The sequence below is a fragment of the Bradyrhizobium sp. 482_C4_N1_8 genome (genome assembly GCF_052075965.1).
Classification (GTDB): Bacteria; Pseudomonadota; Alphaproteobacteria; order Rhizobiales; family Xanthobacteraceae; genus Bradyrhizobium; species Bradyrhizobium barranii.
The window spans coordinates 7,154,566-7,175,176 of the sequence record NZ_CP197231.1 but is presented as its reverse complement, the minus strand read 5'-3'; the positions used below and the strand labels follow the sequence as shown (position 1 = coordinate 7,175,176).

Sequence of the window (20,611 nt, the reverse complement as noted above, 5' to 3'; positions counted from 1 at the left end):
AGAAGGAGGTTTTGCGATGGCTCCACGTCTGGCTCTTCTCTCGCTCATTCTCGCCTTTGGCGTCTCGGTCGCGTTCGCGACAGTGACGACGGTGCGGCAGGTGCATCTGGAGAATGCATCGGCGGCGATCCACGCCACGCATAGTTAGCGCTGCGGGCCTCGCGCGCTGGAACATTCGTTGTGCCGGCGCGTAAGCGCTTCAGGACATCTGGAGAGGCGAGAGGACATCATGGCGCATTCCGACCACGGCATCGTCAAGGACAAGCGGGCGGAAGATCAACCGCGCGACAAGCAGCGCGCGCAAACCGTGCACAAGACGGATTCGAAAGGCTCGCCGTCGCGCGAAGCGACGCGCGATCCCAAGCTCAACGACAACACCAAGACACCGGGCTCCGGCGTGATGCCGGACGATTCCGGCGACGCGCCGACCGGCTAGTTCTCGCGAGGAACGAATCCCTTCGCGACGAGTCGACGGATTGCTTCCGGCTGTCATGCCCCCGGTGCGCCGGAAGCAATCTCCAAGGACGGCCCTAGCACCCCACTGTGCCGGGGTCGTTTTTGCTTGGGAGAGACTCAATCCTCGGTGTCGCCCTCGGGCTTCGCGGGCGCGTGTCCTTCGGGACCGCGACCAAAGACACCAAACTCGCTTGATTTGATGCCTGCCGACGGGTCGATGCTCGTCTCGATGCCCGCGGCTGCGAGCCCGAATTTGAGAAGCTCTCGGACCGCCGCAGCGCGCGTCGGCATGCGGTGCTTGAATCGGAAATCATCGACGGCGGCCAGCTCTTCCGGCGAGAGCATGACCTGGAGGCGCTCGGCGCGAAGGTCATTCATGGTCGATCACGCAAAGTGAGTAAGTTGAGTAGTTTGCTCAACGAACGAGTTTGGCGCGAGTTCCACAAGAGTCGGAAAAATCGTCAGATGAGTAAAAATAGTTAGTAAAATCAATAAGTTATTATTGAAACAACTCTGGCGGTGGCGCATTCTTTCGGGAGAGAGGGAGAAGAGGCCATGGCGGAGGAAGTCAGGTTACCCCGCAAGCTTTCCGAAGAGCCCGAGGCGCCCAAACCGGTGCGTCCGAGCCATCAGAAGGTCATCGAGCAAGTCGAGCGCTGGGCCAACAGCTCGGGGCTGCAACCACCGAGGACGGAAGATGCGAAGACGATCTGAGCCCCACACGTTCGAACAACGTCTCAAGGCAGAGCAGCTGCGGCTCGAGCACGAACTGTCGGGCTTGCCGGATGGACAGCAGCGCGATTCTGTTATGGCGCGCATTGATCAGCTTCAGACTGCTGCCGCGATGCATGATTTCCTGATGCTACCGGAGGCCGCGGCCGCTCGCTGATCGCCCCTGGCGACCGTGCTCCGTGTCTGACGCGACCACCAGAACATGCGCCGGAACGTTCGCTCGCCGACCCGGTTGGTCCACACGTTGGCCGAGTGGAGAATTGGAATGCTGAAACAAGGCGAGTTGGACCGCAGCGAGATGGACAGGTTGATCGGCAGCGACAAGGTCGAGGGAACATCGGTCTATGGCGCCGATCGCAACAAGATCGGTTCGATCGAACGCGTGATGATCGACAAGGTCAGCGGCAAGGTGTCCTACGCCGTGCTCGGCTTCGGCGGTTTCCTGGGCCTCGGCAACGACCACTATCCGCTGCCCTGGCAGTCGCTCAAATACGATACGGAGCTCGGCGGCTATGTCACCGGGATCACCGCCAAGACGCTCGAAGGCGCGCCGAAATACGGTGAACGCAGCGATTGGAACTGGGGTGACGACGCGGCAGTCCGCGGCATCAACTCGTACTACGGCGTTCCCTTCGCGTAAGCCCCCATGGAAAGCGATCCGATGAGCAAGGAACGGCCCACCGACTGGATGCCCCGGTCAAGCCGGGGCACGACACCTTTGCTCTCCGCCACTCTACCCCACCGCCTCCTTCCGCCCCGGCCCCGCATGCACATGCACCTGTTTCGCATGTAGCGGCTCACCGCATTCCGAGCAGACCATCACGGGGTCGAAATCCTTGCCGCAAGTCTTGTGCTGGTGCAGCAGCGGGCGGCCGCGCTCGTCGCCCATGTGGGTGTCGCCCCAATGCACCATCGTCATGATGATCGGGTAGAGGTCGAGGCCCTTCTGCGTCAGGATGTATTCGTAGCGCTTGGGCGCCTCGGAATAGGGGACGCGGCGCAGGATGCCGAACCGCACCAGCTTCTTCAGACGCTCCGAGAGGAGGTGCCGCGTGATCTGGAGCGAGGACTGAAACGCCTCGAACCGGCGCACGCGTAAAAAACATTCGCGCAGGATCAGCAGCGTCCAGCGGTCGCCGACCACGGCGACGGTCCGGGAGAGCGAGCAGGGCTCTTCATCCAGCGTGTCCCACTTCATGTAGCGAATCTCCGGCAAAGGGTAGTAAGTCAGAAAAAGGAACTGACTTGAATGATCAGCGCTATTTCTAATAGAGAATATCATTCACCCCTGTAGTTTGACAGTTCTATTTTAGAACTATAGCCTCCGGCCCAATCACATACCGTTCTCACCGGAGGAGGTGACCTTGCCCAAGCGAAACGCGACAGCCGCCGTGATCGGGGCCGGCGATTTCATCGGCTCCGAGATCGCCAAGAAATTTTCCGCGGAAGGTTTCACGGTCTTTGCCGGGCGCCGCAACGGCGACAAGCTGGCGCCGCTGGTGAAGGACATCGAGGCCGCCGGCGGCGAGATTCACGCGCGCTCGCTCGATGCACGCAAAGAGGAGGAGGTCATCTCCTTCCTCAATGACGCCGACCAGCATGCGCCGCTCGAAGTCTGCATCTTCAACGTCGGTGCCAACGTCAATTTCCCGATCCTCGACACCACCGAGCGCGTGTTCCGGAAGGTGTGGGAGATGGCCTGCTATTCCGGCTTCCTGGCCGGCAGGGAAGCGGCGCGGCTGATGCTGCCGCGCGGTGGCGGCAACATCTTCTTCACCGGCGCGACGGCGAGCCTGCGCGGCGGCAGCGGCTTTGCTGCCTTTGCCAGCGCAAAATTCGGACTGCGCGCGGTGGCGCAGGCGATGGCGCGCGAGCTCGGGCCGAACAACATCCACGTCGCCCATCTCATCATCGATTCCGGCGTCGACACCGAGTGGGTGCGGCAGCGCCGGCTCGAAGCGCTCGGGGCGAATGCGCTTGATAATCCCGATCTTCTGATGCCGCCGTCATCTGTCGCGGATGCCTATTGGCAGCTCTATCAGCAGCCGAAGAGCGCCTGGACCTTCGAGATGGAGATCCGTCCCTTCGGAGAGAAATGGTGACCGCGGAGCAAGACTGCGGCTAGACTGATCTCAATACAAACTGAAATCCGGGAGGCCCCTACGTGAAGACCGCGATCACCGAACTGTTCGGCATCGAGCACCCGATCATCCAGGGTGGCATGCATTTCGTCGGCTTTGCCGAACTCGCCGCTGCCGTCTCCAATGCCGGCGGGCTCGGCATCATCACGGGCCTCACGCAGAAGACGCCGGAATTGCTCGCGAAGGAAATCGCGCGCTGTCGCGACATGACGGACAAGCCGTTCGGCGTGAACCTCACCTTCCTGCCGACCTTCTCGGCGCCGCCTTATCCGGAATACATCGCGGCCATCGTCGAAGGCGGCATCAAGGCGGTGGAGACGGCGGGGCGCAGCCCGGAGCAATACATGCCTGCGCTGAAGGCCGCCGGCATCAAGGTGATCCACAAATGCACGTCCGTGCGCCACTCCCTGAAGGCCGAGCGCATCGGCTGCGACGCCGTCAGCGTCGACGGCTTTGAGTGCGGCGGCCATCCCGGCGAGGACGACATTCCCAACATGATCCTGCTGCCGCGCGCGGCGGAGGAACTGAAGATTCCGTTCGTGGCCTCCGGCGGCATGGCTGACGGGCGCAGCCTCGTCGCGGCGCTGTCGCTGGGCGCGGCCGGCATGAACATGGGCACGCGCTTCATCGCCACCAAGGAAGCACCGGTGCATCAGAACGTGAAGAACGCGCTTGTTGCGGCAACCGAGCTCGACACCCGGCTGATCATGCGCGCTCTGCGCAACACCGAGCGCGTGCTGAAGAACGCCAACGTCGATCGTCTGCTCGAGATCGAGCGCGAGAAGGGCGCCAAGCTGAGCATCGACGACATCCACGACCAGGTCGCGGGCGTCTATCCGAAGATCATGCTGGACGGCCAGATGGACGCGGGTGCCTGGAGCTGCGGCATGGTCGCAGGGCTGATCCACGACATCCCCTCCTGCAAGGAGCTCGTCGATCGCATCATGGATGAGGCGGAAGAGATCATCCGCAGCCGCCTGATGGGGTTCCTGGACGGGACGGGTGCGGCGCGAAAGGTCGCCTGACTCCGCCAAACTTCTTAACCACGGCGGCACTTGGCCGCTGGAATTGCGCGTGACGCCTCCTAAATAGGAGTAAATTACCCCTTGAAATAAGCAATTTCAGGAGGCGTCCGTGGTCCTGAAGAGCGTTCCATTTGCAGTTGCCGTTGCCCTCGTGCTCGCATGGGGCGGCATTGCGCGCGCTGACGACTACAAGCCCGACGAATATCTCGGTCTCGATCTCTCCAAGGCGGTGCTGTCGCCAAAGCGGCTCGGGCCCGAGACGCAGTTCGCCCCGGTTGCGTTGGAGGCGAAGGGAGGCAACGAGGCGCAGGCGCGCGGCGAACCCATCGACGTGCCGAAGAAAGTTGCCGCCGAACGCGTGCACGTGGCCCAGCCGAAGGTTGTTCATGCCAGGGGCGCCCAGCCACGCGGCGCAGCGCGCACCAAGCTTGCACATCGTCGCGGCAATCCGCTGGACGCGCAGGCGATGGACACCCGCATCCAGACCTGGCCGTGCCGCACCGGCGGCATTTGCAACTGGAAGCACTAGCCGGATCTCTCGCGTCATCCGGGCGTCGCAAAACCGTAGGCGCGGAGTCAAGAAACCGTCAGGATAGGAGTCAAGGAGCGCAGGCACCTTCCGTCGCGATTCGACGAAGGTTTCCTGAATGGCAACGCTCCGCGCCTCGCGCGCATGGACCCGGCGGCAGTTCCTGGTCCGCTCGACTTCAAGCCTCGCCGTTGCCGCGCTCGGCACAGTCGCAAAGCCATCCATCAGCCGCGCCGCCGATCGCCCGCAGATCGCGGGCGGCATTCAGTCCGGCGACGTCTCGGATGGCTCCGCCGTGATCTGGGCGCGCGCCGACCGGCCCGCGCGGATGCAGGTGGAATGCGCGACCGTCGAGAGTTTCAAGACGATCATAGCGTCAGCTTCGCGCGACGCGCTGCCCGATGCCGACTTCACCGCAAAACTGCTGCTGAACGATCTGCCGTCCGGGCAGGATATCTTCTATCGCGTGCGTTTCGACGACATCGCGACCGGCATTGCCGGCGAAAGCCGCGTCGGCCATTTCCGCACCGCGCCGGCTGCAGGGCAATCTATCTCGTTCGTGTGGTCGGGCGACGTCGCGGGGCAGGGCTGGGGCATCGACATCTCGCGCGGCGGCTATCGCAGCTATCGCACCATGCTCGAGAATCGCCCGGACTTCTTCATCCACTCCGGCGATCATATCTACGCCGACTGCACGATTCCCTCCGAGCAGAAGCTGCCGAACGGCGAGACCTGGCGCAATCTGGTGACCGAGGAGAAAGCCGAGGCCGCGCACACGCTGGCGCAATTCCGCGGCAACTACAAATACAACCATCTCGACGAGCATTTTCGCGCCTTCCACGCGCAGGTGCCGATGTTCGCACAGTGGGACGATCACGAGGTCACCAACGACTGGTCGCCGACCGGCAGCTACGACAACGCCGGCTATGAGGACGACGGCACGCCGCGCCTGGTCGCGCGTGCCCGCCGTGCCTTCTTCGATTTCATGCCGATCCGCGACATCGGCACGCGACAGGGGCGCGTCTATCGCAAGATCGCTTATGGTCCGCTGCTCGACGTCTTCATGATCGACATGCGCAGCTATCGTGACGACAGCTGGAACAAGGGCGAGGACCATCGCGGCTGGATTCTCGGTGCCGAGCAGCTCGCATGGCTGAAGCGGGAGCTCGCCGCTTCGCGCGCGACCTGGAAGGTGATCGCGGCCGACCTGCCGATTGGCCTCGTCAGTCTCGATGCCGTCGCGCTCGGCAACGGAGCGCCCGATCGGCGTGAGCATGAGGTCGCCGATCTGCTGGCCTCGATCAAGCACGCGGGCGTGCGCAACATCGTCTGGCTCACCGCCGACATGCACTACACCGCCGCGCATTACTACGATCCGAACAAGGCGCAATTCCAGGATTTTGAGCCGTTCTGGGAGTTCGTCTCCGGACCCCTGCATGCCGGCACCTGGGGTCCGGGCGAGCTCGACAATACGTTTGGCCCGGTCGCGATGTACCAGAACGGCTGCAGCGAGGCGCAGGGGGAGAACCTTGCGCCGTGCTTCGGCCTGCAGTTCTTCGGCAGGGTCGATATCGACGGTGCGAGCGGCGTGATGACCGTGACCTTGAAAGACGTCGACAACCGCGACCTCTGGTCGGTCGACATCGTGCCGCAGCCGCAGCCGCAGCCGCAGGCGCGCCCGGCCGTGGTCGCGCAGCATTCGTGAGTGGGCAACTCTCTCCGTCGTCATGGCCGGGCTTGACCCGGCCATCCACGCCTTGCTGCTCGGCCCTGAGAACGTGGATGCCCGGGCATACGAGCGGAAGCGACGCCGTCCTTCGGACGGCTATGCCCGGGCATGACGGTGGGGACGGATCGCGCATCCCAGCACTAACCCGATCTTGATTGGCCGCCTCGCGTCTCCTGCGCTATAGTCTCTATCCCCGCCACCTCTTTTCAATCACCGAAGAGTCTGCCCTTGCGGCCCCACCGCGTGTTCGGCGGCTGAAATACGTCAGGAGTTAGCTCATGGATCATCTGAAGACACAGGGCATCAGCATGCCCAAGCTCGGCCTTGGCACTTTCCGCATGCAGGGCGATGCCTGCCGCGCGGCGGTCGAGAGCGCACTGTCGATCGGCTATCGCCACATCGACACCGCCGAGATGTACGCCAACGAAGAATCGATCGGTGCCGCGCTCGCCGCGGCCCGGCTGCCGCGCGGCGAGCTGCATGTCACGACCAAGGTCTGGCACGAGAATCTCAGCCCCGATGCGATCCGCCGCGCCTTCGACGCCAGCCTGACCAAGCTCCGGCTCGACCATGTTGATCTCTACCTCGTGCACTGGCCGTCGAAATCCGCGAACTGGGGCGCGGTGTTCGAGACCCTGATGAAGCTGAAGGAGGAGGGGCGTACGCGGGCGATCGGCGTTGCCAATTTCACCACGGCGCTGCTCAAGATCGCGGTCGAGGACATCAAGGCGCCGATCGCCTGCAACCAGATCGAATATCACGCCATGCTCGATCAATCGAGGGTGCTGGCCTATCTCAACGCCAAATCGATCCCGCTGGTCGCCTATTGCCCGCTCGCGCAAGGACGCATCGCGTCAGATCCGGCGTTGGCCGAGATCGGCGCCAGGCACAACGCGACCGCCGCGCAGGTCGCGCTGAAATGGCTGCTCGACCAGGGCGGTGTCGCTGCGATCCCGAAGGCCTCGCGCCGGGAGAGCCAGCAAGCCAACCTCGATGCGCTGAAGATCACGCTCGACGATGCCGACCGCAAGAAGATCGCGGCGTTGCCCAAGGACAGGCGTTGCGTCAATCCAGGCTTTGCGCCGGTGTGGGATTAAAACTCGACGCTGAACGCGCCGCCCTTACCCTCTCCCCTTGCGGGAGAGGGTGGCTCGCTGCGTAGCGGCGAGACGGGTGAGGGGTCTCCATCCGCGAGTCCAATTCTCATTGAATGCGCTGAAGCAACCCCTCGTCCGGCGCTTCGCGCCACCTTCTCCCACAAGGGGAGCTTTTGACCCTCACAGGGGCTCATGATATCTCATGGTCTGTTCGTAACTCATTGAAACCCTTGGAATATACCTCATTGAGTGTTTTCTGACCTCATTGAGAAATACCCACACGTTGGGGACATTTTGAGGGACACCCGAGGGGATCATGGCACGCAGCATCTATTCCGACAAACTGAAGAACAGAACCAACAGGCTCAAGCTCGCGATCAGGAAGAAGCCCTACAAGGCGCTGATCGCTCCCGGCATCTTCCTTTGCTATCGGCGCAACGAAGGACCCGGCACGTGGAGCGTTCAAGCCGGATGGCTGAAGCGGTTCGCCATCGCCGACGACTTCGAGAATGCCAACAACAAAAGCGTCATGACGTTCTATCAGGCGCAGGCGCACGCGCTGAAGATGGTTCGCGGCAGTGAAGGCGACAGCGACAAGCCGGTCACCGTCGCCGAAGCGCTCGACGCCTATGAGACCGATCTCGCGGCGCGCGGCGGCAACAAGCACAATGCCATCAGCGTTCGCAAGCATCTGTCGTCATCGATGGCGGCGAAGGTGGTGATGCTGTTGGGCGAGACCGAATTGCGGGACTGGCGCAACGGGCTGGTCGCCAAGGGCCTCAAATTGTCATCCGCCAACAGGATCGGGAAATCGTTCAAGGCGGCGCTGGCGCTGGCCGCCAAGCGCGACAAGCGCATCACCAACGGCATCGCATGGAAGAACGGCCTGAAACCGCTGAAGGCGAAGGGCAGCAACGCCCCACCGCGCGACAATTACTATCTGCCGGACGGAACCATCCTCGCGATCGTCCGCGAATGCTACGTTGAGGACGCCGATTTCGGCGCGCTGATCGACACGCTGGCCGGGACCGGCGTTCGCGAGAGCCAAGCGCTGAAGCTGTGGCCCGATGACTTGCAGGACGACGACACCGAAGCGCCGCGCCTGATGATGTGGTGCAGCGCAAAGGGCCGGGACCGCGATCCCGAACAGCGCGCGTTGCCGGTCACGCCGAAGCTCGCACGGACGCTGCGCGCGCGGGCCATCGCACGCGGGCAGAACCGCCTGCTGTTCGACCGCATCTGGAACCTGTCGGCGCGCTTCCGTGTCGTGCTGGAGCGGCTCGATCTCGATCTGTCGCTGACGCCGTACACATTGCGGCATAGCTCGATCATCCGGCAAATCCGCAAGGGCACGCATCTGCGCATCATCGCCTTCACCCACGACACGTCTGTGGTTGAAATTGAAAAAACTTACGCTCGTTACTTGAACGTCGCAGCGGACGACGCGCGCAAGGGACTGCTCGCCGACGAGGCCGCGCCGCAACTGGACAACGTGGTGAAACTGGCGCGATAAAGGCGACCGGGCCCAGGTGTTGGAAGCACCCCGGCCCGGTCTGACCAACCCAGTGGGATGAACACATGGGCAAGGCTAACGGCGATCATACACCCGCGCGGGCGGCGGGGACGATCGAATTCGAGTTCTTCGCCTACACCGATCAGCAGTGGGATCGGATCAAGGTCGCCGTGGATAGGCTTGGCCTCGATGCCGACCAGATCGAGCGTATTGAGATTGAGCGGACGGTCGGCATCACCAGAGGGCTGCGGAACCACATCGAGACCGCGGCCAGCATGTATCTTTTCCAGAGTGCCAACGCCCGCCAGCGCCCGCGCCGCGCGGAACTGATCGCCCTTCGCAACGATGCCGAGAACCTGCGGAACAGCATCATTGCTGCGCTCGCCGTACAGGTCAAATATGGCGACACCGCGCGCCTGTTGCTGCGACAGGGCGTCGATGGCGACATGGAGACCGCAACCCGCGACTACTTCACCAAGCTGGTGCGCAACCTCGACCGGCAGATCGAGGGGGCTGGACAGCGCGGCGACAACGCACGCAAGACTGCCCGCGATCAGTGCTGGAGCGAATTGCTGGCGATCTGGTGCGATCTCGGCGGCAAACCGCGCGGGCGTGCCGCGGCGGAATTTCTGTGGGTCGCGAGCAAGCCGGTGATGGGCAAAGCAGTTCGTTCCTTCATGTCGGTCGTGCGGTGGCTCGAACGTCGCTTGTCAACCCCGTAGCCGCCGGGTTTCGCGCGACAAACGAGCCCCGAATTTTCGTTTTGTTTGTCGAGGTTTTTGGCCTCCCTAACTCGCCTGCCTCACTGGAATTTTCTACGGCGTGTCTGCATGCTTCTCTCCATCATTTGTCGAGGAGAAGCATCATGGTCTACCGATCGAAAGCCGAGAATGCCGCAGCCGCCGTCGCCGCCTCGATCCCGCGCGGGGCATATTCGCTCGATGAGTTCTGCGCCGCGCACAACCTCTCCATGGGTTTGTATCGAAAGATGCGCCAACTGGGTTTCGGCCCGAAAGAGACGCGCGTCCTGCGGCGCGTGCTTGTTACCGTCGAGGCCGCTGAAGTATGGCGTCGTGAGCGCGAGGCAGCGAGCGCCGCCGAGGCGGATGCGTCATGACCTTCCGTCGCACTCCCGCCTATCGCGCCGCGATCAAGCAACTCGCCGACGCCATCGCCACCATGCCCATCGAGGATTTGGCGGCGGTCCCGCTTGCGCAAGATCTGTACTTCGACTTCCGCGACGCGTTGGAGCGGCGACACCGCAGCTTCGTCACCGAGCTTCGTAAAGCGAGCGTGGCTGACGATAAGCAGCGCAGAGCTGAACGGCGCAAGGCCGGAGCGCGCAAGGCCGCAGCCACGAGAGCGAAGACCAAGGCCAGCGAGATGGCCAACACCTAACGAAAGCGCCAGCCGCGTTACCACGGCTGGCTTCATTTTGGGATGCATCGTCTCGCCTTGGAACGCGAGCGTTGTATCAGAAGCCGGGATTTCTACAATGCCCGCCGACAACGCCAGCCACGTCGCCGCCCGCGAAGATGAGCGTGGACCTCCGCGCGAGGTGACAACGTTCAAACTCCGCGACGAATGGGTGCGCCTCGCAGCAGTGCAGGAATTGTCGCCGATATTGCGCGTCGTCGGCATGAGGCTGGCTCATTTCCGCAACGGGGAAACCGGGCAACTGAACCCGTCCTACGCGACGCTCGCGAAGGAGTGCGGCACCACGGAACGGACAGCGCAAAAGGCGGTCGCCGAATATCGGAAGATCGGGATGATTGCCGACACGCGAGTTCCTGGCGGACGCCATGACGCCACCAACGATTTCACCTTGATCATACCCTATCGACGGGTGTCCAAGCGAACACCCGTGGGATCGAAGTCACGGGTGTCCAAACGAACACCCGTCAAACCGGCATCCGATGCGCCTACGGGTGTCCGTCCAGTTAGCGGACGGGTGTCCAGATCGGTAGCTGACGGGTGTCCACCCGTGCACCCAAATAAGTGTCAAGGAATAGGTGTCATGAATAGCGGGCTCGCCGCTCACGGCGAGCGCACCGCGGATGCGGATAGAGAGAGCGCAAAAACCACCCCCAATGACGCGCCAGTTCCCGCGACGGATAGACCTGTAGCGCGCACCGCTAGCGCGGCGCTCCAACAACCGCTGGCAGAGCAAGAGCAACCACCACCTTGCCGAGCCACTTCTAAAGAAATGGAGCGTCCCGTGAGCACGGACGCGGACCCCGCCTTCGCCGAAGTCTACCAGCGTGGCCGTGAAGTCCTTGGTGACGACGCCGACGCGGTGATCACCGAGTTGCTCGCGGCCCACGACGGCTACGTTGACGCCGCGCTCGACACGCTGGCCGTCGCCGAGGAGGAGAGCGATCCGCGCCAGTACGTCCAGATGGACATTGAGGCTGAGGCGGCTGCGCGCCGCCAAAGGCAGTGACAACAGCGAGAGGAGCGAGAGCATGACCAGCAGCATGATTAGACGAACCGTTGCCGCCGCAAGGCGCGCCGACATTGGGGCCGATGATCGGTTCGAGCATACTGTCCACAAGCCGGACCTGCGCGGCAAGCTGCCCGAGAGCTGGGCGTGCATCGACTGCGGGGTGAACACCGCGCCGGGGTTCTTCAACCGGGAGCAGATGGAGCAGGCGATGGCGCTCGACTGGAATGATCAGGGCGTCAAGCAAACCGTCGATGCCTCGTCGGAGGTCTACACTGTCAAGCCGAAGATTTGGAAAGCTGCGGGCATGGAGGAGATGAGCGGCTGCCTTTGCATCGGGTGCCTTGAACGGCGGATCGGACGGATGCTGGCGGCGGAAGATTTCCCTCGCAACGATCCGTTCAACGCGATGCCGGGAACGGAGCGGCTGCGGTCGCGGCGTTGGCGCAGGGGCCAGAGGCCGAAAGGCTTGAGGCCTTGAAAGCGAGCATCGCCATGAGCGACCGTCAACCAACCAAGCGAGGACACCATGACGAACAACAGCACGAAGAAGGAGCCGCAACCCTGTTTCGCCCCCGGCTGCACCAAGGTCGGACTGATCAAGGTCGAAAACGACAACTGGCTGTGCAGCGAACATATCCAAGAGCGCATCCACAACCCAACGAACATGGCATTGACGCAGGCCGACGAGGACCTTGAGACCTTCCGCGAGGAAGGAGGCAAGCCATCGTAACCTCAAGCCCGATGTGATGTGAGCCAATGCAACCAGCGGCACCAAAGCCGCGCCGATCATCAGCACGATGGAGTATCCGCATGGTTAAATGTGAAGAACTGAAGCAAGCCTATGAAGCAATCTTTCTTGCCGAGTTTCGCGGCAAGATTGATCGGACTGAACGCATCGCTCGCATCATCGCCTTGCGTGACAGCCCGTTAGCTGCCGGGTTCTCTTTCGAGGAACGCGACGCTATCGCAAACGGAGCTGTGAGCACGGTCAGGCGCGCAGGACCGGCAGGCAATGAGGACCGAACGAGAACCGAGAGACACCACCGGCCCGTCTCACGGAGAGCGGGCCGATGATGCCAGCACAGAAGGCGGACTAGCCATCGCTGGACCAGGCCACCACGATCAGACATGATCGCATGAGCAACGCGACTGGGAGGTGGTGACATGAGCACCCGTCACGAACGTCGCCGTTACCGGCGCGAGGCGTCCGGTGCGCTGTTGACCTATCTGGTCGATATCAATGATCCGCTCGATGCTCATCCACTGTTGCAACGCGCTGCGCGCTACTGGTGTGATGGTCTCTCGACGCCCCCACATAGAGAATGCGTCACCTGCGGCGTTCAGATGTCAGGCAGGAAGTATGTCGGAGCATTGCTGCTCACCAAGCCAGCAATCATTCAACCGACTACCGCCAGCGTCTTCGGGGTCTGTCGCGAGTGCTGGGTTATTCGTGATCTGTCACTGGAGGCGATAGAACGAAAGGCGACGGAGGTGCTGCAGCCGGTGGTGCCCAACGGAAGGTTCGAGCCTCTTCGAGACACGCGGCGATGAAGCCGGTTCGACCATCAGCTTTCGATGCCGCGCCTGCCGATTATCGAGGCAAGCGCTATAATCACACACTGCGGCTGATCCGGGCGCGCGATATTCTGCTGGTCATGGCGGCGGCATACTTTCCCAGTTCGTCTAATCGTGAGACCGCGCGGCTGCTGCTCGACGCGTTGACAATATACGCCGCCGGTCGATGGCAAAGAGATCGCGCCATTGAGGCGTGTCCGCCGCAATATGCAGGCACCTACCGGCTGCTCTTTTGGGCGATCCTCAAGCTGCATGATCGCCTGCCGTGCGACCGGATCGTGAGGGCTGCGGTCGCACGCGCGCGTCAGTGATCTTCCGTTATTCGTTGCCCAACGAAGGGGTCATGCTTGCTCGATCAGTCATCGCGACGATGGAGGAGAGCCATGGCCAACCGCGACCCCAACCAGAGCTGGCGTGAACACGTTCTCGGCATGCTTCCGCGAATGGAAGCGACCAGCGAACAAATAACAGACGGCTTTCAACCAGCAACACCGAGCGACTTTGGGCCGATCATCTTTCGCGGCGACCGAACGCCGGACGATGCGGTGGCGCTGCTGCCCGATGCAGCCGCCACGAAAGCGATAGCGATAGAACAGCGAGCGGCCGATCTTTTCGCGGCGGTGCCGACGTTCGAGGAGGTGCAGGAAGTGCGGCTCGAAGTAATCGGCTACAAAAATCGCATCTCCGATCTCACCCGGCACCGAAGCGAAGGAGGGTTCGAGCAAGACCCGTCAGCGCCTCAGGTGCTTTCTGAAACGCGCAAGCTAGAGCGCGCCGAAAAAGAACTCGCGCGGCGGACCGAGTTGAAGGAAGTCCGCATGGTCAGATCGACTGCTGCCGGTCAACTGCGTCAATCCGTCAATGATTGGGTTTTGCGAGGCGTTCCCGGCGACTGCACGCTCGACGTGGTCGAGGATCAGCCGCTCAGCGAACTGCTGACGAAGGCTGACGGTGGTCGCATCGAGGCGGCGGTCGAGCGTTGCCGGTTGAAGTTGCGAGAAGGCGCTGCAGATTTGCACCGAGTGCACTCCAGCCCTTGGCCATCATCGGTGACGAAGGCCGCAGCGAAAGGACTTATCGACCGGCTCGCCGACCAAGGCCAACCCAATCTTGACGCCGCTATCGAACATGGGATGGACATCGTCTTCGCGACGACGAGGTTGCAGTCGCTAGTCTACAACGCGCGGCCGGGAGCCGTGGCTTACGCGGAAGTCCCCGACGTGCTTGGTCTACTCGCGTGGCTGTTCCGCGATCAGCTACTGGCGAAGATCAACGCCGGGTTCGATGAGATTGCTGATGACAAGTCGGCGCTGAGCCAGCAGCAGCGCGAAGAAGCGGAGGCGCAGATCGGCGCTGACATGCTGGCTGCTGAGAGAGCCGAGTGCGCGCTGATTTGGCACGCCGATGACAAGGGCGAAGTGATCGATTTCCGCTGCACGACTTCACCTCAAGCGGCGCTTGGCGTGGCGCTTCGAACCGTACCGCGCGCGCCCAGCGGACCATCGTCGCCGAGTGTTGCTGGCTACAACCTGATCGGCGGGCGATGAGCGAGATGCGCGTTCTTCCTCTCGGCTCGTGCCAACGGCTTGGGGACGAATGCGCGGCGGCGGGGATGGATCGGTCAAGCAGTCGATCCCCGTCGCCACACCTATCACGAACCGCGCTTTCGGGCACGCAGCATGCCCGATGGCGCGCATGGCGAGGCACCCGCTGGCGCAGGTGTCTGGCTCCGGGCGGAGCGGTTGCTCCTTGGCCTGCTTCGCCCGATCCAACGCGATGGCGCACCCATCCGGTGTCGAGACCGTCGTGTCGGGCGGCGTGGCCATAGGTCGGGGGCTACGTCGCCCGCCCCATCCAAACCGGAGTGAACAAGATGGATCAACCCGCACCGCCTGCGCGCCCATCAGGACGGCGACGACGAGGGCATCCTGTTGCGGACGCGGATGCCGAACGCGGATGAGGCGGCGACCCTTCGCGGTTATGTGGGCCTCCGCCAGACGCGGAATGTCGGGGCGGACCATGACCACTGGAAGCGGTCGGCCCAGTCGTGGCCGCCCTTGGTGATGAGGCGCACGCGCTTGCTCTCCCGCACCAGTCGAATGCGGCAGCCGTCATGCTTGATCTCGTGGAGCCAATCGGGGCCGGTCGGAACCTTGATGCCTTTGACCGGGATGGCGAACTCGATACGCGGTGCCATGAGCCGCGATCTATCTACGAGGGCAGGAAATCGCAATCGAAGAGCAGGTTAGTCCACGCCCGCCATGGTGGAGGCTCCAGACCTCCCCCAGGGTACCGCGTGATATCCAGCTTGCGCTGTTCTGACGCGGGCCAGGAACCATCGCGACTTTTGCCAAGTTTGCCCAATGCCCAAGCTCGTGAGGGCAAACTCAAGGGTCCCAGCTCATCGCCCCATTTGGGCTGGGGTCTCTCTTATTAATGAGGCGTGATTTCAAGCTCTTGGCGAGTTCCCGCTAACGTTGTATTGAACCAACACTTATGGTGGCGCGTGCAACTTTTTCCCTAAAGCCGGAGGTCGGAAGTAGTGGAGGTGAAGCTCGGTCCGAGGTTCGTGCATATTGTCGATGACAATGCGACCTTCTGCAAAACGATAGGAGATCGCCTAAAGGAATTCGGTTACGAGGTTTCGACCTATCCTTCGGCTCAACACCTACTGGATCACTTGCCGAGCAACGCGGTGCCGAGTTGCATCCTTCTTGACGTGCGGTTGCCGGGAATGAGCGGTCCAGAGCTGCAAGAGCGCCTAATCGAACTTGGCTTAACGCTGCCCATTATATTCCTGACTGGTTACCCTGATTTTCCAGTTACGGTGCGGACCATCAAGGCAGGTGCGCAAGATTTTCTGATCAAGCCGATATCTTCGGACCAGCTTCTTCAAGCGGTCGAACGAGCCTTGGCGCAACACGACGCGGCGCGCCCCCTGAAGAGCATGCGCGAAGCCTTTCTTTCTCATCTTGCGACCTTGAGCCCACGCGAGCGGCAAGTCTTTGAACTGGTCATTCGCGGCAAAATCAACAAGCAGATCGCCAGCGCTCTGGGCACGACCGAGCGCACGATCAAGGCCCATCGTTCTAATGTAATGACAAAAATGCAGGTTCGGTCGTTGCCGGAACTTGTTTCTCTTTCGGAACGGGCTGGCATTCTTGCATCGGGCGGGCCAGACCAGTTAGCAGAATAGGAAGTAGGCCGGATCCCAAGCCGAGCTCGCGCTCACAGGGCACCGAGCAGCACGAGCCAGCCCATCATGACGACTATGCCGCGCGCGAACCGGCTCTTCACCTCACCGCGCCGAGGAGTTCGGGCCGTGACACCAGCACTGCAGCCGCGCCAACCAGCAGCAGCATCGACGAGACCATGATGGCGATCCACTTCCTATCATCCATGGACGCCAATGCACTCGCCGTCTCGTCGTTCCAGTTACAGTGCGGACCATCAAGGCAGGTGCGCAAGTCCACCAGAATAGGAGGTAGGACCTAATCACCAGCCGATCCGCGCCCACATGGCACCGAGCAGCAAGAGCAGGGCGAGCCAGACCAGCATGAGGACCGTCCCGCGGGCGCGTCCGATAAAGGCGACCCGTCCGGCGGGCGTCGCCAGCGTGACGACAAACAGCGTGACGATGACCGCGACGATGACGAGGCCGAAAGGGGTCATTTCCGCTCAAAGCAGGGATAGCTGGATGTCGATCCCGCGCCCGTGGGTTTCGAGGAACGCCTCCAGGGATGCCGGAACCTCGCCGCGCGTGGCGAACCGCTGCTGCAGTTCCTCGGCGATGTCCTCGGAGGCGTCCCGCGACAAGCCTTCGCCAGTGTTGAAACTGACGATGCGCACCGGGTTGCTGTATTGGCCCTCCATCAGGTGCCGCAGCAGCGTTTCGCGATCGGTATGTTCCTCGTCCGTCTCGGTCCATGCCCGGCCCAGGTGGTCGCCGAAATCATCGAACACGAGATAGATTTCCCGGTCGGAGCCAGGAACGATTGACGGGGAAGAACGCATAACACCACTCCACCGAGCCAGAGCATCAATCCAACCGGGGCGCAGCAAGGGCGTCAAGCTCGGCTGCGGTGATGGGCGTTATGCGCAATGGATTGGAACGGCCCCGCCCACAAGGGCTGGAGAAAATGTGGGTCGGGGCCGCCCTTTGCTGGCCCATGCAGCGGCCAGCGGATGCAAATGCGCCCTGTCATCCGTCGTTCCTATGTCCGGCGAGCAGCTCTTCGCTCGACGTCAGCAGGCGCACATAGGTGCTAGGCAACCTCAGTCGAAGAATGCCGAGCGCGGCACGTATCTTCGCCCACTCAGCGTCGGTGCGCTCCGCGCTGCTTTGGAATATCCGTGACGAAAGCGAGATTGCTGCCGTCACGTATAGCAATTCTGCCTGTTCGACATCGTTCGGGTCGCATGCGCGAAATGCGCGAGGTGTGGATCACCTAAGTTCAAAAATGAACCGAGCCACGGCTTCGCTACGGTTTGTTCACCTTGATGTAGGGAACAGCCGAAGCGGCAATAGCCGGGCCTCATTTCGCGCGCTGAGTATAGACCGCTGCTGCTGGGGGCCAAACGGAGATGTCCGATGGGTGTGGCAGGCTTGCGCTTCGCGCAATTGAAAAGATCGCCCCGTGTTCGAGCGGTCCTTGTCGGCCTGGAGTTGCCGTTTGTCTGCGCCGTGGTGGTTGCAGTCGGCTCGACGGTCATGATCCTGATCAAGCTCTGCGAGGATTTGCCGCAGTGAGGCGGGCCGACGGCCAAGGCGCGCTCATGCAGCCCGTACGCCGGTCGTCCGGTCGGCGCGATCAGACAATTTCGATAGCGATATCGTTGCCCGGCCCCACACAATCGAGTGTGGTCTCACTTACATGAATGCGACGCTCCACCACACCTGAAACAATAAGCCAAACCTCGGGCATTTGGCCTTCGCCAATGACCACCATCGCATCATGATTTGGGAGTGCCTTCAACGTCTCAATTAATTCTCGTACGTTCATGACGACCCCCGTGCTTCAACTTCGCTGGGGCACAATCACCATTCGTCCATGCTGGCACTTTGATCGCCCACTAAAGCGGGAGGTCTGCACGTTGCAATTGATCTGCGTCAATTTCGGAGGGGCGGCCTGCACTGGTATGCTAGTCGGTTCGGGTCTCTACCAAACAGGGGAAATTGGGAGCGGGTTCGACCGGCCACCGGAATTTCAGTGACTGCCGGTGGCCCACTGGGATATGCTCGGTCCCGTGCTATTGCAGAGGTCAAAGTGATCAACGGTAGCGTTCCTATTTTGAGCCCGCGTGAGAAGCGCATCTTGCGGCGTCTAGCCCGAGGCTACTCTGATCGTGCCATTGCGGTTCAGATCGGCGGAAGACCAGAACAAGTTGGCGAACAGCGGAAACGCCTGCTGCAGAAACTGCAAATCAGTTCCCAGTCTGAAATTGCAGAAGCCGCCGCGCAGTGGGCGTCTTGGCCATCTTACAAATTCACTACGGCCGTTGACGAGCTGCATGCTTGGCCGAAGCATAGGGAGAACGGCGGCTGCGAACCGCCGTCCTGAACTTCGGCTGCATCAATACCAGTAAGTTTGCTCCGGACAAATGTACTGTCCGTAGCTGTCATGTCCGGCCGGTCCTGCAACTGCAACCACGGATTTTCTAGCAGCAGATATTCTCGACAATCACGGTCGCGCGGTCCCCGCATAAACCCGCGCCCTCAGAAGGACCCGTAGAGGGCCAAGCCGCGCTATCACGCGTCGCCACGTATTAATAGGCGCAAATATAGTTTCCGTACGCATCGTAGCAACTGCGGCGGTACGCAGCAGCGCCAACGGCAGCCGCGCCTACCGCTGCCGCTCCGACACCGTAGCCCCGATAGCCGCCCCGATAGCCGTAGCCCCGGTAGCCTGCGCCGCGCACTGCAACAGCGCCGCCGCCCCGCGGTCCTCGAACTGCGACCGCACCGCCGCGGTAACCGCCGCCACCCCGATAGGCACCTCCGCCACGCCGAGCCTCGGCATCATCGGGGATCAAGCAGGCGATGAGCAAAACGAAAGCGGCAAGAGGAGCGAGAATATAGCGGAGCATGACAGACATCCTTCCTTAAGCCCCGCTCGCGAGATTGCGGCTCTCTCCGCGCAGGAGGTTGATGTAAATCAATCGAACCCGCGCACTGCGGCGCCTACGCTATGTTCCCGCACCTGAGGCGGCTTCTGCCACCTTTCGGTGACGCAAAGCGAACAGGGAGGTCCGCCATGCATTCGAGGAAGCATTTTTCGATTAAGGCAGCGACTGTTGCCGGGATTGCTGCTAGCGCCCTGTTGGGCCTTACAGGTCTCACTCTCAATTCAGAGCCCGCCAATGCGGTCATATATTGCCAGTACACGGCATACCCGGCGGGCTGCGTTGCCCGGGCAGGCGTCGTGCTGAGGCCTCGTCCGGTGGCGCGCGCTGCGGTTCGGCATAACGCCGGTGGCAACTTAAATGGTGGCGTCAATCGCGTCGGGGTGCGGCGCTAAAGGTTTGTTTCGTGGGTCACGAGCGCGAAAGAAGCCGTTCACCGCTTTGTCCCGGTGGCGGCTTTTTCGTCGCCGATAGCGGACGCCATCACGTCATCGCATCATTCACCAGGCGAACGGCAGGCGACGGACAGGCGTCAGGCGAGGCCGCTGGAACGTCCTAAGCGCCGCAGCGCGCTGGGCTACAGGACACCGGGCAGGCCGCGCCAGCGCACAGGCGGCGACGCGGCGCATGGCAAGCAACGAACGCGCGGCATCGGCATGATGGTGCCGACATAGCGGTTGTTCTCGCGCGATTTGCTGCCCGCCGGGCAGCGATGGACAGGCAAGCCGTTACAGATTGCGGTGGTTGACGTGGCGGGCACAACTGAGGCGGCGGGCACACCCGGCACGGGCGCGGCAAGCGCACAGCGCTCAGACGCGCACCAGGGGTCACCCTATTCGATTTTCGGGTCCCTCGGGGGCCAGGGCTAAACGCACCACTTCGGTATATTTGCAGTTTCCGTTTTTCGGGTTTCGTATGCTGAATTTCGCTTTGGAGGTTCACGCGAGATGCGGCGCACTGATCTGACCGAGGCGACAATGCTGGGCTGGGCGCGGCTCGACGCAGCGCAGCGCGAGAGGTTTTTCCAGGCGTTCCTGGCGGCGGCGCTTCGGCTCGACAGGCTAGAGTTGCGGGCTTGGCTCCGGCGTCGGCTCCGAGAGCCGCCGCTCGTCGCGATTGATCTGGCTCGCTTCACGATTTCGGACAGCGACATTGCCCATCTTCTGAGGGCGGCTGGCGAAGCTGATCCCGCCGCCGACGGCCGCTGACCCTAAGAGGACGAAGCCTACCGGCTGTGGGCCATCA

Annotated in this window: 30 protein-coding genes; 24 read left to right on the top strand and 6 right to left on the bottom strand. The window is 62.2% G+C overall.

What is annotated here, in order from left to right; all coding sequences use genetic code 11:
• Positions 1 to 16: 16 nt before the first annotated feature.
• Positions 17 to 148, top strand: a complete 132-nt coding sequence (locus AB7Z56_RS34025; protein ID WP_256376429.1) for a hypothetical protein — start codon at positions 17 to 19, stop codon at positions 146 to 148.
• An 81-nt stretch (positions 149 to 229) separates the two neighbouring features.
• Positions 230 to 436, top strand: a complete 207-nt coding sequence (locus AB7Z56_RS34020) for a hypothetical protein (RefSeq protein WP_063984948.1) — start codon at positions 230 to 232, stop codon at positions 434 to 436.
• Between the two features lie 137 nt (positions 437 to 573).
• On the opposite strand, the gene AB7Z56_RS34015 is transcribed toward AB7Z56_RS34020, so the two are convergent.
• Positions 574 to 834 carry a hypothetical protein gene (locus AB7Z56_RS34015; protein ID WP_028148230.1) on the bottom strand — a complete coding sequence of 87 codons (261 nt, stop codon included), beginning with the start codon at positions 832 to 834 and terminating at the stop codon, positions 574 to 576.
• A gap of 177 nt (positions 835 to 1,011) precedes the next feature.
• Here AB7Z56_RS34015 and AB7Z56_RS34010 point away from each other — a divergent pair, with 177 nt between their 5' ends.
• Positions 1,012 to 1,170, top strand: coding sequence for a hypothetical protein (locus AB7Z56_RS34010; RefSeq protein WP_187387779.1), 159 nt, complete (start codon positions 1,012 to 1,014; stop codon positions 1,168 to 1,170).
• A gap of 283 nt (positions 1,171 to 1,453) precedes the next feature.
• Complete coding sequence (locus AB7Z56_RS34005) at positions 1,454 to 1,828, top strand: PRC-barrel domain-containing protein (RefSeq protein WP_063984947.1); 375 nt, start codon at positions 1,454 to 1,456, stop codon at positions 1,826 to 1,828.
• A 93-nt stretch (positions 1,829 to 1,921) separates the two neighbouring features.
• Here AB7Z56_RS34005 and AB7Z56_RS34000 read toward each other — a convergent pair whose 3' ends face one another.
• Entirely contained in the window at positions 1,922 to 2,386 is a 465-nt protein-coding gene (locus tag AB7Z56_RS34000; RefSeq protein ID WP_063986597.1) for a winged helix-turn-helix transcriptional regulator, read from the bottom strand.
• Between the two features lie 166 nt (positions 2,387 to 2,552).
• Here AB7Z56_RS34000 and AB7Z56_RS33995 point away from each other — a divergent pair, with 166 nt between their 5' ends.
• The 15 genes from AB7Z56_RS33995 to AB7Z56_RS33925 all read left to right on the top strand — a co-directional run bounded on the left by AB7Z56_RS33995 (position 2,553) and on the right by AB7Z56_RS33925 (position 14,790).
• Positions 2,553 to 3,290 carry an SDR family oxidoreductase gene (locus AB7Z56_RS33995; protein WP_063986596.1) on the top strand — a complete coding sequence of 246 codons (738 nt, stop codon included), beginning with the start codon at positions 2,553 to 2,555 and terminating at the stop codon, positions 3,288 to 3,290.
• A 62-nt stretch (positions 3,291 to 3,352) separates the two neighbouring features.
• Positions 3,353 to 4,354 carry an NAD(P)H-dependent flavin oxidoreductase gene (locus tag AB7Z56_RS33990; RefSeq protein ID WP_063984946.1) on the top strand — a complete coding sequence of 334 codons (1,002 nt, stop codon included), beginning with the start codon at positions 3,353 to 3,355 and terminating at the stop codon, positions 4,352 to 4,354.
• Positions 4,355 to 4,463: 109 nt separating this feature from the next.
• Positions 4,464 to 4,883: a hypothetical protein gene (locus tag AB7Z56_RS33985; protein WP_063984945.1), complete on the top strand. Its 420-nt coding sequence runs from the start codon at positions 4,464 to 4,466 to the stop codon at positions 4,881 to 4,883.
• A gap of 118 nt (positions 4,884 to 5,001) precedes the next feature.
• Entirely contained in the window at positions 5,002 to 6,588 is a 1,587-nt protein-coding gene (locus tag AB7Z56_RS33980) for an alkaline phosphatase D family protein (protein ID WP_354123423.1), read from the top strand.
• Between the two features lie 302 nt (positions 6,589 to 6,890).
• A complete protein-coding gene (locus AB7Z56_RS33975) occupies positions 6,891 to 7,709 on the top strand; it encodes an aldo/keto reductase (RefSeq protein WP_063984943.1) in 819 nt (272 codons plus the stop codon).
• A 316-nt stretch (positions 7,710 to 8,025) separates the two neighbouring features.
• The gene (locus tag AB7Z56_RS33970; RefSeq protein ID WP_283017797.1) at positions 8,026 to 9,222 is read left to right on the top strand and encodes a site-specific integrase; all 1,197 of its coding nucleotides are present in this window, start codon (positions 8,026 to 8,028) and stop codon (positions 9,220 to 9,222) included.
• Positions 9,223 to 9,287: 65 nt separating this feature from the next.
• The gene (locus AB7Z56_RS33965) at positions 9,288 to 9,944 is read left to right on the top strand and encodes a hypothetical protein (protein ID WP_283017798.1); all 657 of its coding nucleotides are present in this window, start codon (positions 9,288 to 9,290) and stop codon (positions 9,942 to 9,944) included.
• 143 nt (positions 9,945 to 10,087) lie between these two features.
• Positions 10,088 to 10,339, top strand: a complete 252-nt coding sequence (locus AB7Z56_RS33960; protein WP_283017799.1) for a hypothetical protein — start codon at positions 10,088 to 10,090, stop codon at positions 10,337 to 10,339.
• Positions 10,336 to 10,620: a hypothetical protein gene (locus AB7Z56_RS33955; protein ID WP_283017800.1), complete on the top strand. Its 285-nt coding sequence runs from the start codon at positions 10,336 to 10,338 to the stop codon at positions 10,618 to 10,620. The genes AB7Z56_RS33960 and AB7Z56_RS33955 overlap by 4 nt, the downstream gene beginning before the upstream one ends.
• Positions 10,621 to 10,717: 97 nt before the next feature.
• The gene (locus AB7Z56_RS33950; RefSeq protein WP_283017801.1) at positions 10,718 to 11,665 is read left to right on the top strand and encodes a helix-turn-helix domain-containing protein; all 948 of its coding nucleotides are present in this window, start codon (positions 10,718 to 10,720) and stop codon (positions 11,663 to 11,665) included.
• Positions 11,666 to 11,687: 22 nt separating this feature from the next.
• On the top strand, positions 11,688 to 12,146 hold the full coding sequence (locus AB7Z56_RS33945) for a hypothetical protein (RefSeq protein WP_283017802.1): 459 nt from the start codon (positions 11,688 to 11,690) through the stop codon (positions 12,144 to 12,146).
• 48 nt (positions 12,147 to 12,194) lie between these two features.
• Positions 12,195 to 12,398: a hypothetical protein gene (locus tag AB7Z56_RS33940; RefSeq protein ID WP_283017803.1), complete on the top strand. Its 204-nt coding sequence runs from the start codon at positions 12,195 to 12,197 to the stop codon at positions 12,396 to 12,398.
• Positions 12,399 to 12,832: 434 nt separating this feature from the next.
• Positions 12,833 to 13,219, top strand: coding sequence for a hypothetical protein (locus tag AB7Z56_RS33935; RefSeq protein WP_283017804.1), 387 nt, complete (start codon positions 12,833 to 12,835; stop codon positions 13,217 to 13,219).
• Positions 13,216 to 13,554, top strand: coding sequence for a hypothetical protein (locus AB7Z56_RS33930; protein ID WP_283017805.1), 339 nt, complete (start codon positions 13,216 to 13,218; stop codon positions 13,552 to 13,554). The genes AB7Z56_RS33935 and AB7Z56_RS33930 overlap by 4 nt, the downstream gene beginning before the upstream one ends.
• Positions 13,555 to 13,626: 72 nt before the next feature.
• Complete coding sequence (locus tag AB7Z56_RS33925) at positions 13,627 to 14,790, top strand: hypothetical protein (RefSeq protein WP_283017806.1); 1,164 nt, start codon at positions 13,627 to 13,629, stop codon at positions 14,788 to 14,790.
• Positions 14,791 to 15,221: 431 nt separating this feature from the next.
• Here AB7Z56_RS33925 and AB7Z56_RS33920 read toward each other — a convergent pair whose 3' ends face one another.
• The gene (locus tag AB7Z56_RS33920) at positions 15,222 to 15,440 is read right to left on the bottom strand and encodes a hypothetical protein (protein WP_283017807.1); all 219 of its coding nucleotides are present in this window, start codon (positions 15,438 to 15,440) and stop codon (positions 15,222 to 15,224) included.
• Between the two features lie 351 nt (positions 15,441 to 15,791).
• Between AB7Z56_RS33920 and AB7Z56_RS33915 the strand changes: the two genes are divergently transcribed.
• Positions 15,792 to 16,439, top strand: coding sequence for a response regulator transcription factor (locus tag AB7Z56_RS33915; protein ID WP_283017808.1), 648 nt, complete (start codon positions 15,792 to 15,794; stop codon positions 16,437 to 16,439).
• 299 nt (positions 16,440 to 16,738) lie between these two features.
• Here the strand turns inward: AB7Z56_RS33915 and AB7Z56_RS33910 are convergent, their stop codons facing one another.
• Together AB7Z56_RS33910 and AB7Z56_RS33905 are read right to left on the bottom strand one after the other, a co-directional pair.
• Positions 16,739 to 16,915: a hypothetical protein gene (locus tag AB7Z56_RS33910; protein ID WP_283017809.1), complete on the bottom strand. Its 177-nt coding sequence runs from the start codon at positions 16,913 to 16,915 to the stop codon at positions 16,739 to 16,741.
• 6 nt (positions 16,916 to 16,921) lie between these two features.
• On the bottom strand, positions 16,922 to 17,257 hold the full coding sequence (locus AB7Z56_RS33905) for a hypothetical protein (protein WP_283017810.1): 336 nt from the start codon (positions 17,255 to 17,257) through the stop codon (positions 16,922 to 16,924).
• A 577-nt stretch (positions 17,258 to 17,834) separates the two neighbouring features.
• Between AB7Z56_RS33905 and AB7Z56_RS33900 the strand changes: the two genes are divergently transcribed.
• Complete coding sequence (locus AB7Z56_RS33900; RefSeq protein WP_441256740.1) at positions 17,835 to 17,993, top strand: hypothetical protein; 159 nt, start codon at positions 17,835 to 17,837, stop codon at positions 17,991 to 17,993.
• Between the two features lie 61 nt (positions 17,994 to 18,054).
• On the opposite strand, the gene AB7Z56_RS33895 is transcribed toward AB7Z56_RS33900, so the two are convergent.
• The gene (locus tag AB7Z56_RS33895; RefSeq protein ID WP_283017812.1) at positions 18,055 to 18,246 is read right to left on the bottom strand and encodes a hypothetical protein; all 192 of its coding nucleotides are present in this window, start codon (positions 18,244 to 18,246) and stop codon (positions 18,055 to 18,057) included.
• A 207-nt stretch (positions 18,247 to 18,453) separates the two neighbouring features.
• On the opposite strand from AB7Z56_RS33895, the gene AB7Z56_RS33890 reads away from it, so the two are divergent.
• The 3 genes from AB7Z56_RS33890 to AB7Z56_RS33880 all read left to right on the top strand — a co-directional run bounded on the left by AB7Z56_RS33890 (position 18,454) and on the right by AB7Z56_RS33880 (position 20,574).
• The gene (locus AB7Z56_RS33890; protein WP_441256739.1) at positions 18,454 to 18,804 is read left to right on the top strand and encodes a response regulator transcription factor; all 351 of its coding nucleotides are present in this window, start codon (positions 18,454 to 18,456) and stop codon (positions 18,802 to 18,804) included.
• Positions 18,805 to 19,497: 693 nt separating this feature from the next.
• Positions 19,498 to 19,761, top strand: a complete 264-nt coding sequence (locus AB7Z56_RS33885; protein WP_283017813.1) for a hypothetical protein — start codon at positions 19,498 to 19,500, stop codon at positions 19,759 to 19,761.
• A 552-nt stretch (positions 19,762 to 20,313) separates the two neighbouring features.
• The gene (locus tag AB7Z56_RS33880) at positions 20,314 to 20,574 is read left to right on the top strand and encodes a hypothetical protein (RefSeq protein WP_354102332.1); all 261 of its coding nucleotides are present in this window, start codon (positions 20,314 to 20,316) and stop codon (positions 20,572 to 20,574) included.
• Positions 20,575 to 20,611: the final 37 nt, after the last annotated feature.

Bases quoted from the DNA above. Each gene is read 5' to 3' on its own strand.
- AB7Z56_RS34025 (WP_256376429.1), top strand. From the start codon at position 17: ATGGCTCCACGTCTGGCTCTTCTCTCGCTCATTCTCGCCTTTGGCGTC.
- AB7Z56_RS34020 (WP_063984948.1), top strand. From the start codon at position 230: ATGGCGCATTCCGACCACGGCATCGTCAAGGACAAGCGGGCGGAAGAT.
- AB7Z56_RS34015 (WP_028148230.1), bottom strand. From the start codon at position 834: ATGAATGACCTTCGCGCCGAGCGCCTCCAGGTCATGCTCTCGCCGGAA.
- AB7Z56_RS34010 (WP_187387779.1), top strand. From the start codon at position 1,012: ATGGCGGAGGAAGTCAGGTTACCCCGCAAGCTTTCCGAAGAGCCCGAG.
- AB7Z56_RS34005 (WP_063984947.1), top strand. From the start codon at position 1,454: ATGCTGAAACAAGGCGAGTTGGACCGCAGCGAGATGGACAGGTTGATC.
- AB7Z56_RS34000 (WP_063986597.1), bottom strand. From the start codon at position 2,386: ATGAAGTGGGACACGCTGGATGAAGAGCCCTGCTCGCTCTCCCGGACC.
- AB7Z56_RS33980 (WP_354123423.1), top strand. From the start codon at position 5,002: ATGGCAACGCTCCGCGCCTCGCGCGCATGGACCCGGCGGCAGTTCCTG.
- AB7Z56_RS33975 (WP_063984943.1), top strand. From the start codon at position 6,891: ATGGATCATCTGAAGACACAGGGCATCAGCATGCCCAAGCTCGGCCTT.
- AB7Z56_RS33970 (WP_283017797.1), top strand. From the start codon at position 8,026: ATGGCACGCAGCATCTATTCCGACAAACTGAAGAACAGAACCAACAGG.
- AB7Z56_RS33965 (WP_283017798.1), top strand. From the start codon at position 9,288: ATGGGCAAGGCTAACGGCGATCATACACCCGCGCGGGCGGCGGGGACG.
- AB7Z56_RS33960 (WP_283017799.1), top strand. From the start codon at position 10,088: ATGGTCTACCGATCGAAAGCCGAGAATGCCGCAGCCGCCGTCGCCGCC.
- AB7Z56_RS33955 (WP_283017800.1), top strand. From the start codon at position 10,336: ATGACCTTCCGTCGCACTCCCGCCTATCGCGCCGCGATCAAGCAACTC.
- AB7Z56_RS33950 (WP_283017801.1), top strand. From the start codon at position 10,718: ATGCCCGCCGACAACGCCAGCCACGTCGCCGCCCGCGAAGATGAGCGT.
- AB7Z56_RS33945 (WP_283017802.1), top strand. From the start codon at position 11,688: ATGACCAGCAGCATGATTAGACGAACCGTTGCCGCCGCAAGGCGCGCC.
- AB7Z56_RS33940 (WP_283017803.1), top strand. From the start codon at position 12,195: ATGACGAACAACAGCACGAAGAAGGAGCCGCAACCCTGTTTCGCCCCC.
- AB7Z56_RS33935 (WP_283017804.1), top strand. From the start codon at position 12,833: ATGAGCACCCGTCACGAACGTCGCCGTTACCGGCGCGAGGCGTCCGGT.
- AB7Z56_RS33930 (WP_283017805.1), top strand. From the start codon at position 13,216: ATGAAGCCGGTTCGACCATCAGCTTTCGATGCCGCGCCTGCCGATTAT.
- AB7Z56_RS33925 (WP_283017806.1), top strand. From the start codon at position 13,627: ATGGCCAACCGCGACCCCAACCAGAGCTGGCGTGAACACGTTCTCGGC.
- AB7Z56_RS33920 (WP_283017807.1), bottom strand. From the start codon at position 15,440: ATGGCACCGCGTATCGAGTTCGCCATCCCGGTCAAAGGCATCAAGGTT.
- AB7Z56_RS33910 (WP_283017809.1), bottom strand. From the start codon at position 16,915: ATGACCCCTTTCGGCCTCGTCATCGTCGCGGTCATCGTCACGCTGTTT.
- AB7Z56_RS33905 (WP_283017810.1), bottom strand. From the start codon at position 17,257: ATGCGTTCTTCCCCGTCAATCGTTCCTGGCTCCGACCGGGAAATCTAT.
- AB7Z56_RS33900 (WP_441256740.1), top strand. From the start codon at position 17,835: ATGGGTGTGGCAGGCTTGCGCTTCGCGCAATTGAAAAGATCGCCCCGT.
- AB7Z56_RS33895 (WP_283017812.1), bottom strand. From the start codon at position 18,246: ATGAACGTACGAGAATTAATTGAGACGTTGAAGGCACTCCCAAATCAT.
- AB7Z56_RS33885 (WP_283017813.1), top strand. From the start codon at position 19,498: ATGCATTCGAGGAAGCATTTTTCGATTAAGGCAGCGACTGTTGCCGGG.
- AB7Z56_RS33880 (WP_354102332.1), top strand. From the start codon at position 20,314: ATGCGGCGCACTGATCTGACCGAGGCGACAATGCTGGGCTGGGCGCGG.